The organism is Clostridium homopropionicum DSM 5847 (assembly GCF_001263795.1).
GTDB lineage: Bacteria > Bacillota > Clostridia > Clostridiales > Clostridiaceae > Clostridium_H > Clostridium_H homopropionicum.
On record NZ_LHUR01000031.1, the window covers coordinates 157,670 to 175,123 of the forward strand.

15 protein-coding genes and 1 pseudogene are annotated in these 17,454 nt (G+C 30.8%); 5 read left to right on the forward strand and 11 right to left on the reverse strand.

Going from position 1 to position 17,454, the window contains the following annotated elements:
- Positions 1-203 precede the first annotated feature (203 nt).
- The 3 genes from CLHOM_RS13510 to CLHOM_RS13520 are packed head-to-tail and all read left to right on the forward strand — an operon-like array spanning position 204 to position 2,420.
- On the forward strand, positions 204-893 hold the full coding sequence (locus tag CLHOM_RS13510) for a sigma factor (RefSeq protein ID WP_052222216.1): 690 nt from the start codon (positions 204-206) through the stop codon (positions 891-893).
- Positions 886-1,827 carry an anti-sigma-I factor RsgI family protein gene (locus CLHOM_RS13515; protein WP_052222217.1) on the forward strand — a complete coding sequence of 314 codons (942 nt, stop codon included), beginning with the start codon at positions 886-888 and terminating at the stop codon, positions 1,825-1,827. Before CLHOM_RS13510 ends, CLHOM_RS13515 begins: the two co-directional genes overlap by 8 nt.
- Before the next feature lie 8 nt (positions 1,828-1,835).
- Positions 1,836-2,420, forward strand: coding sequence for an anti-sigma-I factor RsgI family protein (locus tag CLHOM_RS13520; protein WP_052222218.1), 585 nt, complete (start codon positions 1,836-1,838; stop codon positions 2,418-2,420).
- Between the two features lie 238 nt (positions 2,421-2,658).
- On the opposite strand, the gene CLHOM_RS13525 is transcribed toward CLHOM_RS13520, so the two are convergent.
- From CLHOM_RS13525 to CLHOM_RS13540, 4 genes are all read right to left on the reverse strand, one after another.
- Entirely contained in the window at positions 2,659-3,801 is a 1,143-nt protein-coding gene (locus CLHOM_RS13525) for an acyl-CoA dehydrogenase family protein (protein ID WP_052222219.1), read from the reverse strand.
- A 53-nt stretch (positions 3,802-3,854) separates the two neighbouring features.
- Positions 3,855-4,640: a short-chain-enoyl-CoA hydratase gene (locus CLHOM_RS13530; RefSeq protein WP_052222220.1), complete on the reverse strand. Its 786-nt coding sequence runs from the start codon at positions 4,638-4,640 to the stop codon at positions 3,855-3,857.
- 111 nt (positions 4,641-4,751) lie between these two features.
- The gene (locus tag CLHOM_RS13535; protein WP_052222221.1) at positions 4,752-5,387 is read right to left on the reverse strand and encodes an acetate uptake transporter; all 636 of its coding nucleotides are present in this window, start codon (positions 5,385-5,387) and stop codon (positions 4,752-4,754) included.
- 79 nt (positions 5,388-5,466) lie between these two features.
- The gene (locus CLHOM_RS13540) at positions 5,467-6,771 is read right to left on the reverse strand and encodes an acetyl-CoA hydrolase/transferase family protein (protein WP_052222222.1); all 1,305 of its coding nucleotides are present in this window, start codon (positions 6,769-6,771) and stop codon (positions 5,467-5,469) included.
- A 504-nt stretch (positions 6,772-7,275) separates the two neighbouring features.
- On the opposite strand from CLHOM_RS13540, the gene CLHOM_RS13545 reads away from it, so the two are divergent.
- Positions 7,276-8,253: an MBL fold metallo-hydrolase gene (locus CLHOM_RS13545; RefSeq protein WP_052222223.1), complete on the forward strand. Its 978-nt coding sequence runs from the start codon at positions 7,276-7,278 to the stop codon at positions 8,251-8,253.
- A gap of 84 nt (positions 8,254-8,337) precedes the next feature.
- Here CLHOM_RS13545 and CLHOM_RS13550 read toward each other — a convergent pair whose 3' ends face one another.
- A complete protein-coding gene (locus CLHOM_RS13550; RefSeq protein ID WP_052222224.1) occupies positions 8,338-9,762 on the reverse strand; it encodes a sigma-54 interaction domain-containing protein in 1,425 nt (474 codons plus the stop codon).
- A 438-nt stretch (positions 9,763-10,200) separates the two neighbouring features.
- On the reverse strand, positions 10,201-11,757 hold the full coding sequence (locus CLHOM_RS13555) for an N-acetylglucosaminidase (protein ID WP_052222225.1): 1,557 nt from the start codon (positions 11,755-11,757) through the stop codon (positions 10,201-10,203).
- A gap of 510 nt (positions 11,758-12,267) precedes the next feature.
- Between CLHOM_RS13555 and CLHOM_RS13560 the strand changes: the two genes are divergently transcribed.
- Positions 12,268-13,446: a glycosyltransferase family 4 protein gene (locus CLHOM_RS13560; RefSeq protein ID WP_052222226.1), complete on the forward strand. Its 1,179-nt coding sequence runs from the start codon at positions 12,268-12,270 to the stop codon at positions 13,444-13,446.
- Positions 13,447-13,607: 161 nt separating this feature from the next.
- Here the strand turns inward: CLHOM_RS13560 and CLHOM_RS13565 are convergent, their stop codons facing one another.
- The 5 genes and pseudogenes from CLHOM_RS13565 to CLHOM_RS13585 all read right to left on the reverse strand — a co-directional run.
- Positions 13,608-14,093: a DUF3888 domain-containing protein gene (locus CLHOM_RS13565; RefSeq protein WP_052222227.1), complete on the reverse strand. Its 486-nt coding sequence runs from the start codon at positions 14,091-14,093 to the stop codon at positions 13,608-13,610.
- Positions 14,094-14,269: 176 nt separating this feature from the next.
- Entirely contained in the window at positions 14,270-15,061 is a 792-nt protein-coding gene (locus CLHOM_RS13570; RefSeq protein ID WP_052222228.1) for a sugar phosphate isomerase/epimerase family protein, read from the reverse strand.
- Positions 15,062-15,228: 167 nt separating this feature from the next.
- A complete protein-coding gene (locus CLHOM_RS13575; protein ID WP_052222229.1) occupies positions 15,229-16,374 on the reverse strand; it encodes an RNA-guided endonuclease InsQ/TnpB family protein in 1,146 nt (381 codons plus the stop codon).
- Positions 16,352-16,976, reverse strand: a pseudogene (locus CLHOM_RS13580) (IS607 family transposase). Before CLHOM_RS13580 ends, CLHOM_RS13575 begins: the two are co-directional and overlap by 23 nt.
- Positions 16,977-17,242: 266 nt before the next feature.
- Positions 17,243-17,454 (reverse strand): 2-hydroxyacyl-CoA dehydratase (locus CLHOM_RS13585; RefSeq protein ID WP_161803227.1); only part of this gene is annotated, 212 nt, incomplete at its 5' end.

Genomic DNA, 17,454 nt, shown 5'->3' on the forward strand with positions numbered 1-17,454 from the left:
TTTAACTTTCTATTAATTTCCTTATATTCGATATTTTTTACCTTTTTCCTTCTTATTTTTGAATTTTTTGTTACATTTTATTGTTTACTGTAAATACATGAATCTTAACCCATGGAATATATGGAAACATTTTATTCATACAGAACCCCGCAAAAACTACGATAAAATACGTATAAAATAATGACTAGTAAAGAGGTGAGGCAATGGATCCTATGTCGCCTATCTTAGAAAATAGAGATAGCTTTATTGAAAATAACAAAAACTTCATATACGGCGCGGCTTATAAAGTATGCAAGAGAAAGCTAGATTGGACTAATGACGAGGAGCTTAGTATATCACTTATTGCCTTTAACGATGCCTGTGATAAATACAGCGAAGAAAAGGGTAATTTTTTCAGCTTTGCCTCAGTTATTATTAAAAATGCCTTAATAGACTTTTTCAGAAAAGCCAACAATACACCCTATTTAACCTTTGATAATTCCTCAGAGGATAATAAAGAAGACTACATTGATTATAAAATTTCTATAGATAACTATCAGATAGAAACGGAAAATAAAAAAAGAGCAGAGGAGATAGCACTTTTTTCACAGGAGCTGGCAAATTATAAATTAAGCTTTAGTGCACTTGTGGAATCTTCTCCTTCTCACGTAGACACGAGAAATAATCTTTTAAATCTTGCAATTGCTTGTTCAAAGGATAATAACATATTGGATTATATAAAAAATAAAAAACTCCTTCCCATAGCTCAAATAGCTCTTCTAACTAACACTAAGAAGAAGTATTTAGAGAAATGGAGAAGATACTTATTAACCTTAATACTGATTCTTTCTACAGAAGAATATCCTTACATAAAATCATACTTGAACATAAAGGTAGGTGAAAATAATGATTAGCAAAACAGGCATAGTATTAGAAATAAAAAATAGGAAAGCCTGCATAATGACTCCCAGCGGAGAGTTTGCAGAGGTTAAAATTCTAGGGGACAGTCCCACAATTGGAAGTACTTATACTGGTGCTCTAGAACAAAAACTACCTTTATTTAAATATATAGCTGCAGCTGCTTGTTTTATTTTATTTATAACAACTGGATCAACCGCCTATGCTTATTACACTCCAGTTGCCTCAATAGTTGTAGATATTAACCCCTCCCTAGAACTTAAGGTAAATAAATGGAATAGAATTATAAAAGCAGCTGCATTAAATGAAGACGGGCAAAAGATGTTAGACTCATTGAGTATAAAAAATAAAACCATAGATGATGGTCTCAGCATGATTTTAGAAGAAGCAGAAAAGGAGAATTTCATAAATCCGTCTAATAAAACTGATATTAATGTATCCTTATCAATTAAAACCTTAGATAAAGCTTCAAAAAATAAGGAAACTATCGGGGACAGTCCTGAAAATTCTATTAGCTTACCTAAATTTGAAAGCAAGCTTAAGGAAAAGAATTTAAGTGGAGAAATAAACAATAAAGTAATAAACTCTGATAAAAATACAGATACAAATATTCCAAAAAATGATATAATAGATAAAGAAAAACAAGCTCCAAAGGTTAATACTGAGGATAAAAATAAAGAAAATAAAATTGATTCCAAAGAAAATAAAAATATACCAAAAGCAAAGGATTCCCAAATAGATAAAAAGGAATCTAAAGATAAATCATCTTCAAACTCAAAGGAAGAGTTTAAAACTCTTCCTGTATTGAACAATGGTGAAAAGAACTCTCAGCCTAATCCTCAAAATGACAGTAAGGGCACAGAAGCCCATGGGGCAAACGGTAAATCCAATAATTCAGATAACTCTAATAAAACAAATAAGGTTAAATAGGTGTATGAATGAAGCGAAAAACTGGTGTAGTGGTAAAAGTGGCCAAGGAGTATATTTGTGTTAGAACTGTAAAAGGAGAATTTTATAATCTAAAGCCTCAAGAGAATACTCCTAAAATTGGAGATATTTACTCTTCAATCTTAGCTACTCCAAAAAGACTTGCTGTAAGAAGGATAATTATTTTATCTTTAATTACAGTATTAATACTAGTTAGTATGAATATTTATAGATATTTTTCTTCCTCAGCATCAGTTGTAGTATCTATTCCTCCTACTATACAGCTTAAGATAAATAAATGGAATAAAGTTATATCCGTCACTCCTACCAGTACTCCTGGCCGTAATTTAGTAGAACGCTTAGACTTAAAGGGTGCTTCTTTAGAGAAGGCCATTCAATTGATACTGGAGGAGGCAAAAAACAAAAATATTATAAACAAGAACTATATTGAAGGAGAAGGCTCCTTAACTATATATATAACTAATAAAACCAAAAAACAGCAGGATATGAATTTAACAAATCTTAAAAATTATCTAAAGGATAGAAAAATAAAATATCTTATTAATAACGATGGACAAGATATGATTTCTGATTAAATATCATAAATATCTTGTCTTTTTTTCGAAACTTTGTCTCAAAAATGATAATTTATTTTAAATGCAGATTATTCAGTGAATAGCTTTAATTCTTATAATAATTTCACTGCTTTACTTTAAATTATTTATTATTCTCTTTTTATTTGTCTCAAAAATGATAATTATTAAGAAAGACTAAAGGATGAGTAATTCCTTTAGTCTTTTATATGGTGAGGAGTTTGGTAGAAATCAAATTAAATTATTTAAATATATTTCCACTAATAATTAGTTTTTGTATCTCATTTGTTCCTTCATAAATTTGAGTAATCTTAGCGTCTCTCATCATTCTTTCTACATGGTATTCCTTCATGTAGCCGTTTCCTCCAAGCATTTGTGCTGCTTCAACAGTTGCCTTCATAGCTGCATCTGTACAGGAAAGCTTAGCTTTTGCAGCTGGAATTGAATAAGGTCTTCCATTGTCTTTATCTGTAGCAGCTTTGTATAGTAAGTATTTTGCCTTTTCTATTTCTACTTCTAATTCAGCCATTTTGAATGCCAAGTATTGATTTTTAAATAACTGCTTTCCAAATTGAACTCTTTTCTTCATGTAATCTACTGCTATATCAAAAGCTCCTTCTGCTATTCCAAGACCTTGAGAGGCAACTCCAATTCTTCCTCCATCAAGGCTCTTCATTGCTAAAGCAAAGCCTTTTCCTTCTTCTCCGCCAAGTAAGTTTTCTTTCGGAACTCTTACATTTTCAAATATTATTTCAGATACTTGAGCAGCCTTTATTCCACATTTATCCTCTATTTTGCCTATTGAAAAACCTGGGTAATTTTTTTCAACTATAAAAGCTGAAAGTCCCTTTACTCCTTTACTTCTATCTGTCATCGCATATACTACGAAAATATCTGCTATAGGACCATTAGTTATAAAGCATTTCATACCGTTTAATATATAATATTCCCCATCTTTAACTGCCACAGTTTTAGCATTACTAGCGTCTGAACCTGCATTGGGCTCTGTTAAACCAAAAGCTCCAATAGTTTTACCAGATAATAAGTCTGGAATATACTTTTTCTTTTGTTCTTCAGTTCCCCCATTGTAAATTGAACCTGCACAAAGTGAAGTAGTTACTGAGAAAGCAATACCTAAGGATGCATGTACCTTTGATATCTCTTCAATTGCTATTGCATAAGAAAGATAATCAGCTCCTGTTCCGCCGTATTCTTTTGAATAAGGTAGTCCTAGGAATCCCATTTTTGCAAGCTTTTTATAAGCTTCCATAGGGAATTCGCTTTTTTCATCGTTTTCAATTGTAATTGGCAGTAACTCCTTTTGTGCAAACTCTCTTGCAGTGCTTTGAATAAATTGGTGATTCTGTGATAACATAAAATCCATAATTATTTCCCCCTAATTAAAATTAATTTATATATTTTTATATTTATATATCTTTATCTGTTTTTAAATTGTTTTTCTTTTCTCTTTTCTACGAAGGCACTCATTCCTTCTTTTTGATCTTCTGTTGAAAAACATTCCCCAAATAGCTCAGCCTCTAAAGAAATTGCAGTATCTATATCTATTTGCATTCCTCTGTTAATTGCTTGTTTACAAAGCTTAACTGCAATTGGAGCATTTCTTAGTATTTCTTCAGCCAGTTTTGTAACTTCTCCCATTAGAGCTTCTGGTTCAACGACTTTGTTTACAAGCCCTATTCTATAAGCCTCTTCAGCACCAATAATTCTTGAAGAATATATTAGTTCTTTTGCCATTGCCATTCCTACAAGTCTTGGCAGCCTTTGAGTTCCACCAAAACCAGGAGTTATTCCAAGTCCTACTTCTGGCTGACCAAACTTAGCCTTTGTTGAAGCAATTCTTATATCGCAAGCCATAGAAAGCTCGCAGCCTCCGCCTAAGGCAAAACCGTTAACAGCAGCTATTACAGGTTTCTCTAAGGTTTCAATAGCTCTAAATACTTTGTTACCAAGTATTCCAAACTTTCTTCCTTCGATTACACTCATATCTTTCATCTCAGATATGTCTGCACCTGCAACAAAAGCTTTATCTCCTGCACCGGTTATTATAACTGCTAACACTTCATCATCATTTGAAATTTCTTCAATTGCCTTATGTATTTCACTTAAGGTCTCAGAATTTAAAGCGTTTAAAGCAGCTGGTCTATTAATTGTTAAAAAACCAATGCCCTTCTCTTTTTTTAAGAGAACATTTTTAAAGTCCACATTAATCCCTCCTTGTATAAATTATCTTTATATATATATAATTATTTAGCATATATCATGCCAATTTTTATAATTTCCATATAATTAATTATAAATACCATAAAAATTAATCTATATTTGTTGTTTATTTAACTTTCTTAAAATTCCTGTTGGTTTTCCCATAGGAAGTAATACAAATCCTAAATGACTGTTAATTACATAACCCCCTACTCCGTAAAAACAAACTAAAGATACTATTAGCTCTGACCAAGCGGCCATTTGATGTGCAAAATGTGCTGCAATTCCAAAGCTTTCTAATGTTAAGCCTATCAATAAAAGATCAACAAGTATGAAAGCTATAAATAATTGTTTTGTTGCTTCTAAACTTGCAGCTGTTGCAAATAAAGAAAATATCAAATAACCAAGAAAGAAGAACCCCAATTGTTTCACATCGTACTGCTTTGCTAAAACTTCTCCAAACACCCCTGATTTAATCATCCAAGCTATAGCCATTGTCATCCAAAATAGACCAAAACAAGTAAATACATTAGCTCCAAAGCTTTTATTATGTTTTGAATCCATTATTCCAGCATAAAGTTGAGCTACTCCGCCTAAGAAAAAGGCTACAGGCACCAATACTCCAAGGCCGTTAGTCCATCCTAATTTTTGACTAGCTGCCACCAAAGTAACCATTGAAAGGCCAAATTGACCTATTGCCGTGGGATCAGAACTTATATGTTGAACCATTCTTATATCATTATTCCCCATAATTTACTCCCCTTAATTAAAATTATTTTTATATTCTTGTAGCAGCTCTCGCTAAGCATACTACCTTTTTATCTATCTATTAAAATAAGTTTATTTTCTTAGCTTCAAAAGTAAGCTGTTCTCTAAAGCTCGGATGTGCAATGCTTATAAGTGCCTTTGCTCTCTCTGATATAGACTTTCCTTTAAGCTTTGCCACTCCGTATTCTGTTACAATATTGTCAACTTCGTTACGAGAAGTAGTTACTATTGAACCTTCTGTTAAAGCTAATTTAATCTTTGATACTGTTCCACCCTTTGCAGTAGATTGCATTGATATTACTGATTTACCACCCTTTGAATTGCATGCTCCTCTTACAAAGTCAACTTGACCGCCTACTCCGCTGTATTGCTTTGGTCCAAGAGATTCTGAGCAAACCTGTCCAAATAAATCAACTTCTATACATGAATTTATAGATACAAAATTATCATGCTTTCCTATTGTAACTGGATCATTAACATAATCTACTGGATGGAATTCTACTCCTACATTATCATCTAAAAATTCATACATTCTCTTTGTTCCTAGTGCAAATGTGGTTACACTTTTACCTGCATGTATATTCTTCTTTGTGTTTGTAACTACACCAGCTTCTATTAAGTCAATCATGCTTTCAGTAAACATTTCTGTGTGTATTCCTAGATTCTTTTTATTTAATAAAGCTTGAGCTGCTGCATTAGGTATTCCACCTATTCCTAATTGGATAGTAGCTTCATCTGGAACTAACTCAGCAATGTAATTACCTATAGTCTTATCTACATCAGATATTTTTCCAACTGGTAACTGAGGCAGTGGTACATTACATTCACAGATAGCATCTACTTCTGAAATGTGAATAGCACTGTTTCCATGAGTTCTAGGCATATTTTCATTAACTTCTAGAAAGATTCTCTTTGCTTTTTTCTTTAAAGTAATACAAGTACTCACACTTAATCCAAAGCTAAAGTATCCATGTTCATCCATTGGAGATACAGTAGCATAAAATACTTCTGGTTCTATATATTCATCCCAAACTCTAGGTATTTGATAATAGAAGCTTGGTACAAATTCTGCTCTATTTTCCCACATAGCCTTTCTTGGATTGTTTGATGATACATATAGAGTTACATGATTAAATTTTCCGTCTAAAGCAGGATCCCATATTTTTTGTGGTCTTAAAGAAAGTATAGAACAATGTTTTATCCCCTTTAGATTTTCTTTTAGGGCTCTTTCAGCAATAGCTTCTGGTATAGCAAAGGCTTCACCGGCAGCTATGGGACTTGCACATACAGTATTGGAGTCTATTTGTTTTGCTATTTCTTCTGCTAAAGTCAATTTCTCCTTGTAAATGCTTTGCCACTTATTCATAATTAATCACTCCTTTTGAATTAATATATGGAATTCTAGAATTCTATGATGTATTAATACCTTGATAACCTATAAAGCAATTGCCGTGCCAAATATAAAAATCATTGATTTTCCATTCCTAAGCTCTATATTCTAATAAATGATAAAAATTTAAGTGTAGAAAAATTTCTACACCTAAACTAAATAAAACCATATGAATTTATATATTTCTGAACCAAAATCTTTGTAAATCCTTTATTTAATAAGTTTCAAAAGAAAATGTATAATTTTTTCTACACTTTATAATTCATTATACATATCTTTTCTATATAAACCTCTTCTAACTTATAAGGACTAAAATCCTCAATTAAATAATTACTAAATTATATTGAATATTTCACATTTATAAGTATTTATTTAGAAATAAATAAAAATTGGCATTATATATGCTATATATAAAGATTATTAATAGAAGTGTTTTTACCCAGATATCACTACTCATTAAGAAAAAACAAGGAGGATAACATGATTACAGAAATTTATTCTAACATTTATAAGCAGGAAATACCTTTACCTAAAAATCCATTAAAGGCAGTTAACAGTTACATAATAACCTCACCAGAAAGGAACTTGATAATTGATACTGGCTTTAATATTGAAGAATGCAAAAAAGCCTTTATGGAAGGCATTGAAGAACTGGCAATTGATTTCACAAAAACCGATTTACTTGTAACCCATCTGCATTCAGATCACTCTGGCCTTGCATCAGAATTGGAAAAGCAGGGAGTTAGAGTTTACGCAGGAAAGATAGACGGTAAAATGATTAATGACATGACTAATGGCACATATTGGGATAACTTTAATAGATATAAAAATATGTTCCATTTAAATCAAGATAATGTATCTGTTGACGATAATCCCGGATATAAATATGCGCTTAAAGAGCCTATTGAATTTACTCCCGTTGAAGAAGGTGATGTAATAAATATTGGAGAATACTCCTTCAATATAGTAGATATCCCAGGGCATACCCCCGGACATGTGGGCTTATACGAAAAAAATCACAAGCTATTCTTTTGTGGAGATCATATTTTAGACAAGATTACACCAAACATAGCCTTTTGGGGCTTTGAGAGAGACATATTAGAGGTATACTTCAATAGTTTAAAAAAGGTATATGAATATGATATTGACTTTCTTTTTACAGCTCACAGGAACATTATAATTGATTATAAAAGAAGAATTAATGAACTCTTAGCTCATCATGATCATCGCCTAAATGAAGTAAAAGAAATAATTAAAAATAATAAGAAAACAGTAAGAGATACAGCTGCAAATATGCATTGGGAATTAAGATATGATAAATGGGAAGACTTCCCTAAAGCTCAAAAGTGGTTTGCCTCAGCTGAAGCTGCGTCACATTTAGAGCATCTAGCTTGTATTGGAGAAGCTGAAAAGACAGAGGAAGATGGAATATTATATTATAAGCTAAAAAGTAATTAATAAAAATATATGGTTTATTTTAGATTACTATAGACTATTAGGGAAATACCAATAGCAATAAATCAATTAGTATTTCCCTAGTATTTATATTTCAACTGACCTGGAAAGCTTAATATTTAATCTTTCCATCTTTTTATATAATGTAGTTCTGTGCACTCCTAAGTCTTCAGCGGTTTTTGATATTTTATAGTTGTTTTCCATTAAAGTTTCTAAAATTATGTCTTTTTCTAATTCATTTAATATTAAATCTAAGGAATTATCCTTATTAGCTTTTGCTATATTAGGACAAGATGTAATTAAATTTGAAGGAAAATGCTTAACTCCTACAATATCCTTTTCGGCTAATACATAAGCACTTTCTATTACGTTTTTAAGTTCTCTTATATTTCCTTGCCATTTATGATTCAACAGTAATTCCTTTGCCCTTTGAGATATGGTGGTATCAGTTTTATATTTCTTGTTTAATTCGCTTAAGAAATGATTAATAAATAAAGCTATATCTTCCTTCCTTTGTCTTAGAGGAGGTATCCTAATATTTATTACATTTAATCTATAATAAAGATCTTCTCTGAATTTCTTCTCATTAACGAGCTTTCTTAAATCTTGGTGAGTTGCAGCTATGACTCTTACATCAATAGGTATTGGTTCATAACCGCCTATCCTCTCGATTTCTCCTTCCTGTAGTACTCTAAGAAGCTTTGCCTGCATATGAAGAGGCATATCTCCTATTTCATCTAAGAATATTGTTCCTTTATGTGCAAGCTGAAATTTACCTTTTTTCCCACCTTTCTTGGCTCCTGTGAAAGACCCCTCTTCATATCCAAATAACTCAGATTCTAAAAGTTCACCAGGAATTGCTGCACAATTTAATCTTATTAAAGGATTATTTTTTCTATCTGAAGCGTAGTGAATTCCGTTAGCAAAAACCTCCTTTCCTGTTCCTGTTTCTCCGTTAATTAACACAGATAAGTTACTCTTTGCAGCCTTTCTAGCTAGTTCTTTTGCCTCCATAAAAGAATCACTTTGTCCAAGTATAGAATTTAAATTATATTTGCTTTCTCCAAGCCTTTGTAGCTCGTCTTTATAATATTTCAATTCCTTATCTTGTTTTAATAAATCTTGTGATAGCTTCAGAGTGTGTATTCTAAATTTCACTTGTGCTACTGCTGCTATGACCTTTCCATTCTTCTTTACAGGTGCCCTGGTAACAAATAAAAATTTATCTCCCTTGTAGTGCTGTCCATGTACAAGTTCATGAATTGCATCTACTTCCTTAATACCCGATTTTGCAATTTCCGGCATTTTAGTATTCTTTATAAATTCGCGAATATGATGTCCAATAGCTTTTTCCTTTGTGGTTCCAATAAAAGCACAATAGGAATTATTTATATCTAATATTGTTCCATCAACATCAGTTACAACAAATCCGTCTTCTGTCATATCTAGAATTTCATTGAATATCAACTTGTAATGTTCTAGATCATTTATTTCTTTACTTATAGTACTCATAATATCACCCACTTATATCAAATTAGGTTTATGTTCACAGCCATTTTCAAGGTCTAGGCCCTAACTTCCTAATTTATATTACAGCATATATTGTGCCAAATCTCATAATAGTAAAAATCATAAAGAGCTGTCTGAAAAATAAATTTCAAACAGCTCTTTATGTTTTTTTTATTTAGACTATGTTTTATTTGTTTTAAATGAATGTTGGTTTTTACATTCATTTAAAACTTTCCATTAGTGCCCGAAGCTATTTTTAAGATTGTTGAGTTCATTATAATATAGAAATTACAATTCTTATTTAGAATAACTATAGAAGCGTTAAGAAATTTCATTTGTCTGAGCTGTGCGAGTTAATGAAATTTTAGCTGCTGTAGTTATTATAAACTTAGAATTGTTTTCTATATTATACGAAATCAACGATCTCTTAAAACATAGCATTTATTTAAAGCTAGGTATTTCAAATACTGGCTTTGCAGTTTTACATTGTTCTATTAAATCCTTTATTCTCTTAATCTGCTTTCTTGGCCACCCAATATCTGTAGCATACTGATGAGGATAAGTTGAATAATTTATATCCCACTTCATTTTATAAAGTGTGTTTTGCTTTTCTCCAACTCTGTTAATATAATTAGTTCCTATAAATTTAGCTCCCCCTAAAATTGCAGCATCAACGGTAAACCATCCTTGAGTGTAGGCATACTCAGAACCAAATCTATTCGGATCTTCATCATAAGCATGTACTCCAAAGGTATTGTATGTGGTTTTAGGTTCTACAGCTTTTCCATCTACAGAACTTACAAGAATTCCATTGGATAACACAGAAGTTCCATTGCCTGTTTCAAGTAGGGAATGAGATACTAGATATATAGGATTTATGTCGTTATCCTTTGCTGCCTTTAAGAATACATCTCCTTTTCCCTCTAAAACTCCTTTTCCTTTTAAAAGAATATTTAAATCATCAACACTAACCTCCATATAATTTAAAACTAAAAAGGAGTACTTTCCATAATCATCTAAATAGTTGTTTGGGTCCATATAATATCTAAGAAGACTATCATTAGCTTTCATAAAGCCTGTAGTTTCACTATAAACTGGACCACCTGCTTTAATTTGTGCACCTACAGCTTCTTCTAGGGTTTTGCTATAACTAATTTTAGTAATACTTGATGAAGTTGTTGTGGTGGTAGTTGCTGCATCTGCTAATATGTTTTTATCCAAAACTTTAAAATATGTTGAATAAAAATTATCAAAATCAGTATTTGTATCCTTGTACTTTCCTGATCTTCCACTTCCTTTAACATAAACTAAAAGCTTGTACTTGCCAAGTTCAAAACCATCTGTTTTTGTAAAGGTGTATGGATTTAAGCTTGATATAGCACTTGTATATCCTGATGTAAGCTCTGTATATACTCCACTCGTATAATAGTTTGAATTATCGTAGGTTTCATTAGGATAATTAAATAAAAATACCCTGTATTGAACATCTCCAGAAATGTTTGGAGTGATTACAAAGCTTGTCTTGTTTTTTTGTATAAGAGGCTTGTCTAAAATGTCTATTGACTTTATGCTCGGTAAAGCTGTATTGCTTGTTTCATCCTCAAACTGACTTGAGGTAGTAAAATTCATCTTAACAGGCATGGACAATTTCGCACCAGCTTTACTTTTTACATTTGTACTTATTTCTATAGCATAAGCAGCTCCTGGAATATATCCTCCAACCTGAGGATATATTACTATTGATTTACTATCATCTCCTGGATAAATAGAAACCTTCACTGGAAGTCCTTTACTATCCTTTACAATTATATTTGTACTATTAATAGTGCTTGCATCCAAGTCTAGATTAACCTTTACAGTAAATGGTTTTAATATACTTACCTGAGACTTTGAAGGCAGTTCCTTAAAATCAGAGGTTTCTGCAAAAGCAGTAGTACACATTGAGGTAAACATGGCTGCTGCCAATAAGAACTTAATTATATAAAGTTTTGCTTTCATATGTATACATCTCCTAATTAGTCTAATTATTTCCCAAATAATTATCGTCCACTTTATGTACTTTTTTAGTGGTAATTACTGTTAATTATATGAATCTATTTGTAATTTATTCATTATCTTGTAACCAAATTTAATAATTTATGGTATCATTGTATTATATCATATTGTAGTAGTTGAAGAATTTTACGACGTAAAATTCTTCAAAATTGACAATTGACAATGGACAATGGACAATGAAGGAAGTAATTAAGCAGAGCTTAATTACCAATTTTAATAATTGTAGCTTTGCTGCAATATAAAATCTAGTTTTGCCTTAGCAAAACATCCTTCATTGTCAATTGTCCATTGTGCATTGTCAATTTTAAAAATGCATCGCATTTTTCTTATATTACTACCTTCCCACTTATCTAAAACTTAATAAAATCTTAATATTTTATACATCCTTTTCTTAATCTATTTATATTACAATTAATAAATAAGTATATTATTCAGATTACTGGAGGATTAGGTATGAAAATCTTATTAACTACAGATACTTTTTATCCTATGGTAAATGGAGTTGTTATTTCAACCCTGAACCTATATAAGGAATTAAAGTCTATGGGACATGATGTTAAAATACTTGCTTTATCAGCAGACGGTAAAGAGAGAATTGATGGAGACATTTTTTATTTGAAATCCTTCAATTTAAGGCTTTATCCTGGTGCAAAAGTTAAAAGGTTTTTCAATACTGAAATAAGGCAGCAGATATTAAAGTGGAGACCAGATATTATTCACTCTCAAACAGAATTTACTACTATGATAGATGCTAAATTTATAGCTAGAATACTAAAGGTTCCTCATGTTCACACTTACCATACTATGTATGAGGATTATTTAGATTATATTTTTAATGGAAAAGTAATAACCCCTAAGGCAATGGGTCTGTTTATTAGGTTACTCCTTAATAGCATGGACGCTGTTATTGCTCCAACTAACAAGGTTAAAACAGCTCTATTAAATTATGGAGTAAAAAGGGATATTCATATAATACCAACAGGAATCGATTTAAACAAATTCCAAATATCCATGACAGAGGAAGAAAAAATAGACTTGAGAAAAAGATATAATATTGATAAAAAAGATAAAATACTTTTATATCTAGGAAGAATAGCTCAAGAAAAAAATATTGAAGAAATAATAGATGCTTATTCTAATTTAGCTTATAAAATAGACAACTTTAAGCTATTAATTGTAGGTGGCGGCCCTTATCTTCAAAATCTTAAGGAATTATCCTCAGTTAAAGCCTTAAAGAATAAAATTATTTTCACAGGCATGGTAAAGCCTGAAGAAGTATATAAATACTATAAAATATCTGATGCATTTGTTACTGCTTCCACCAGTGAAACTCAGGGCCTTACTTATATAGAAGCACTTTCTAGTGGCCTTCCTGTAATATGTAGATATGATCCTTGCATTGAAGGCGTAGTTGAACCTTATAAAAATGGATTAGTTTATAAAACTTCTAAAGAATTTGAAGAAGCTATAGAAAAATTATTTACAGATAAAGCCTTAAGACTTAAGATGGCAAAATACAGTGAAAGCTTCGCAGAAAAATTTTCTTCTAGAACCTTTGCGAGAAGAGTTGAACTTCTATATGCTGAAATTCTAAATAGCTATGTTTTATATTCCCATGGGCACTCAGCTTAATATGCAAAAATTTATGAAAATAAATAACATTAGAAAAGGCTTGCTTTTTATCACAAAAATAGCAAGTCTTTTTTGTTTAATTTACTGGGCTTAAAGAAAGTACTATTTGATAGTTTATGGCTGAATACCCATAAATTCAGTTATTCCCTCAACAACATACTTTAAGGAATTGGATTTTTATAACCTTTCTTAATTATATCCTCGTAGTTAGGGGGTAACACATAACTTTTTATATGTTCAAATTTTTCAATTTTGACATCTCCCGAACCTCCTACCGTAACAGTTATATAATCAAGCCCAACACTGTTATGTGGTCCTATATAAGAATTAACTTGAAGTTTTAATCTAAAAAAGAATGTTCGATATCCATTTGGTCTTTCGGCACTTAATACATCCACTGTGTACGGAGCAACCATCGGAGGCTGTATTAGGTACTTTGAGTAGTATTTATCAACTTCATTCTGAATATATGGCAACAGCAAAGATATAAAAATATCTTGATATAATTCTTCTCTTGATTGCTCTGGTGGCTGATACGGTATATCTGTTGAATATAATGTAGTAGCAGAAATAAATGTAGTAAATGTAAACTGAAATCCTAATATTAAGATACTTAGCATTACAATAGGTTTATTAGCCTTTCTCATTATCTCACCCTTTTCACTCATATTAATATTATTATTTCCGTTAATATTAAATTCTTACTGGAAAGTTAGCATAATGTTGAGGATAAATACCAATAAAAATAGCATTGATTGTGTTAATATCAATGCTATTTTTTCGTTTTGCACCTAAAAACGAAAGCCATCGTCTTTAAAAGTTCCTATAATATTTCCTTTAATTTTTTAATTGCCTCTATTGCCTTATCTCTCGGCCTTACCTCAACAATGAAAATAATCTCAATTCCTTTCATTTTGTCAAAGTGCCACTTAAAGTCTACATTTCCTTCTCCCACAATTTGATGATCGCTCTTTCCATTATGGTCATGTACATGGCAAGTTCTTATCCCGTCCACATGTTTTAAGAAAAATTTAACTTCATCATATTTATTTTCATAGGAATGTCCAATATCCCAAGTTAAAAATAAATCTTCTTCTTGAGCTAGCAATTCATCTAAAGTTTCTTGAACCAGCTTCTTTGGGAATCTTCCTGAATTCTCAACACATAGTTTAATTTTTCCTTTGGAATAGTGTATAAGCTCTAATAAACTTTCTCTTAATACTGCTTTATACTCATCATAGTAAAGCTCATCCATGTAAGTCTTTCTATCAGTTAAAGTAAAAGTTACAGCTGGTCCAACATGCATTGTAAGTCTAGTTGCCCCTATATCATGTCCAAAATCCATTACTTCTTTAAGTCTGCTAAGTCCAGCTTCCCTAATATTCTTTTGAAGCTGAAGAAGAGAAATATCCTCTGGTGCATGAAATGTAAGCTCTACCCCTCTTTCATTGCTATACTCTTTAATCTTTTTTCTTTCCTCTTCATCAAATTTCTCTGGGAAAAATATTGGCATATTTATATTAAGCTCTACGGCTTCTAGTTTATTTTCATAAGCATAATCTATTGTGTCAAAAATATCCTTTTCCCCAGCTGATGCTGCATATCCTATCTTCATATTTTTTGCCGTTACATAAAATCTACTAAAATCTAATATTTAGAGATTTATTCCTTATTCAATGCAACCTGTTTCGTCATAAGACTACTCCAGTTTGATATGTTGCTCCAAAGGCTTAAATTCCTGCGTAACGAACAGTACATATCAGCATTATCTTGTTAGTGATACTATACTGATTTCTCATATCTTGAAAGATTTATTGACGCATTTTTATCCCTATCAATCTTATGATTACATGATGAACATATAAAAACCCTATCTTTAAGTTTTAAATCTTTCTTTATTGCTCCACAACAAGAACAGGTTTTGCTTGAAGGATAAAACCTATGAGCTTTTACAAATTCAATGCCATTAAATTTACTTTTGTATTCTAAAATACTAATAAACTTATGGAAGCATTGTTCCTGTATAGCCTTTGATAAGTGTTTATTTTTAAGCATACCTTTTACATTTAAATCTTCAACAACTATTCTGCTTGGCTTGGTTTTCACTATTGCAGTTGTCGCTTGATGAATATGATTTAAACGTATATTGGAAAGCCTTCTTTGAATAATTTTTATTTCTCTTTCAATTTTTTTAATATTATTAGTTTTAGTAAATTTATAACGGTTTTCACCTTCCTTTCCCATTTGAATTTTTCCATCTTCATATTTCCTTGAAACTTGTTTCTGCTTTCTTTTTAACTTCTTTTTTAGTCTTTTAACTTCTTTAGTTTTATTAATATTTTTAAATGGCTTATCTATATTGCTGACTATGGCTAAATCTTTTAATCCGAGATCTACTCCAATTGATACATCTGTATTTTCTGATATAGGTTCTTCTTTCTCTATGCCTACAGATATATACCAAAACTTTCCGTCAAAACTTATTCTTGGATTAGCATATTTAACATTCATAGGTATTTGTTCTGATGTTTTAATCCAACCTACTTTTTCAATTAATACTACATTTTCTTTAACTTTAAGTTTTAATGTATCATTGTAGAATGATGGTTTAGATTTTCTTCTGCTTTTAAATCTTGGCTTATCTGATAATCCTTTAAAGAATTTTTTATAAGCATTACAAGCGTCTTTTACACCCTGTTTTGCCACATTATTAGATACTTCATTAAGCCAATTAAGTTCTGTTTTCTTTAAAATAGTTAATCCTTTTCTCAAATCTCCATCATTAATGAATTTACCACCATTTTTATAGTTTTCTTCTTGTATTGCAAGTGTCCAATTATAAATAAATCTTGCAGTACCAACAGATTGCCATAATTTTTGTTCCTGCTCTATATTAGGGATAATTCTAACTTTCTTCGCTAGTATCATTCTCTAACAACTCCTTAATCATTTTCTTTGCTTTATTGGCTCTTTTCCCTTGCAATCTACAACTAAAAACTGTAACAATTTGAATTAAATCTTCAACTAATTCATGTTCTTCTGTTTTTTTAGTATTATCTATAATTTCAATAGTAGCACCATACTTATTACACAGACTTTCTATGATTTCAAAACCAAATCTTAATAATCTATCTTTATATAGAATTACTATCTTTTCTACTTCTGAATTAGTTATCATATCTATTAGTTGATTTAATCCTTTTTTGTTATAGTTAATTCCACTTCCTATATCAGATATTATTTCAAATGAGTATCCTTTAGCAATCATATATGTCCTAACATTTTCTATTTGTCTTTCAAGGTCATCTTTTTGTTTATGGGAACTAACTCTGCAATAGCCAATTATTTTTTTATATTTCTTAATAAGTGGTACTTGTAAAACTTGATTAATTTGTTGTTCAGAATAATAACGGTATCCACCTTCTGTTGTGTGATGTGGTTTTAATTTTCCCTCGCTATCCCACAATCTTAAAGTTTGAATAACTTTTACCTACTAATTTTGAGAATTGACTAATTGTATAATATTTAATGCTATCACCTCTTTATATACATTATGATAACACCAAACTAACAATATGCTAATATATTTTAGTAGGTTTTAGTAGTTATTTAAAACTGTTAATCGCCCCCTAAAAACTAAAATGGATATTAAATTTATTTTAATATCTATAATAGATATATTATATACTAATTTACTATAGTTTAATATAACTTCAGTAAAAAAAATGGGAGTGCCCCACCCCTAGAGACACTCCCAGCCCATAAAACCCATTTAATTATTATATAAACCCGAACTTTAAAGCATTTCACTAAAACTTTGAACTCTTGTTTTAGTTTGTTCAAAGGATGTTGTTTCTAAGTCAATTTCTATATACAAGTTTTTAATTCCAGCTTCTTCAAACTCTCTATAGTATATTGGATAGTCAAATTCTTCAGGATCACAGAATTTCATCATGCAAATTACCACTGCATCTGCCTTATATTTATTTACCATATCTATAAGCAGTC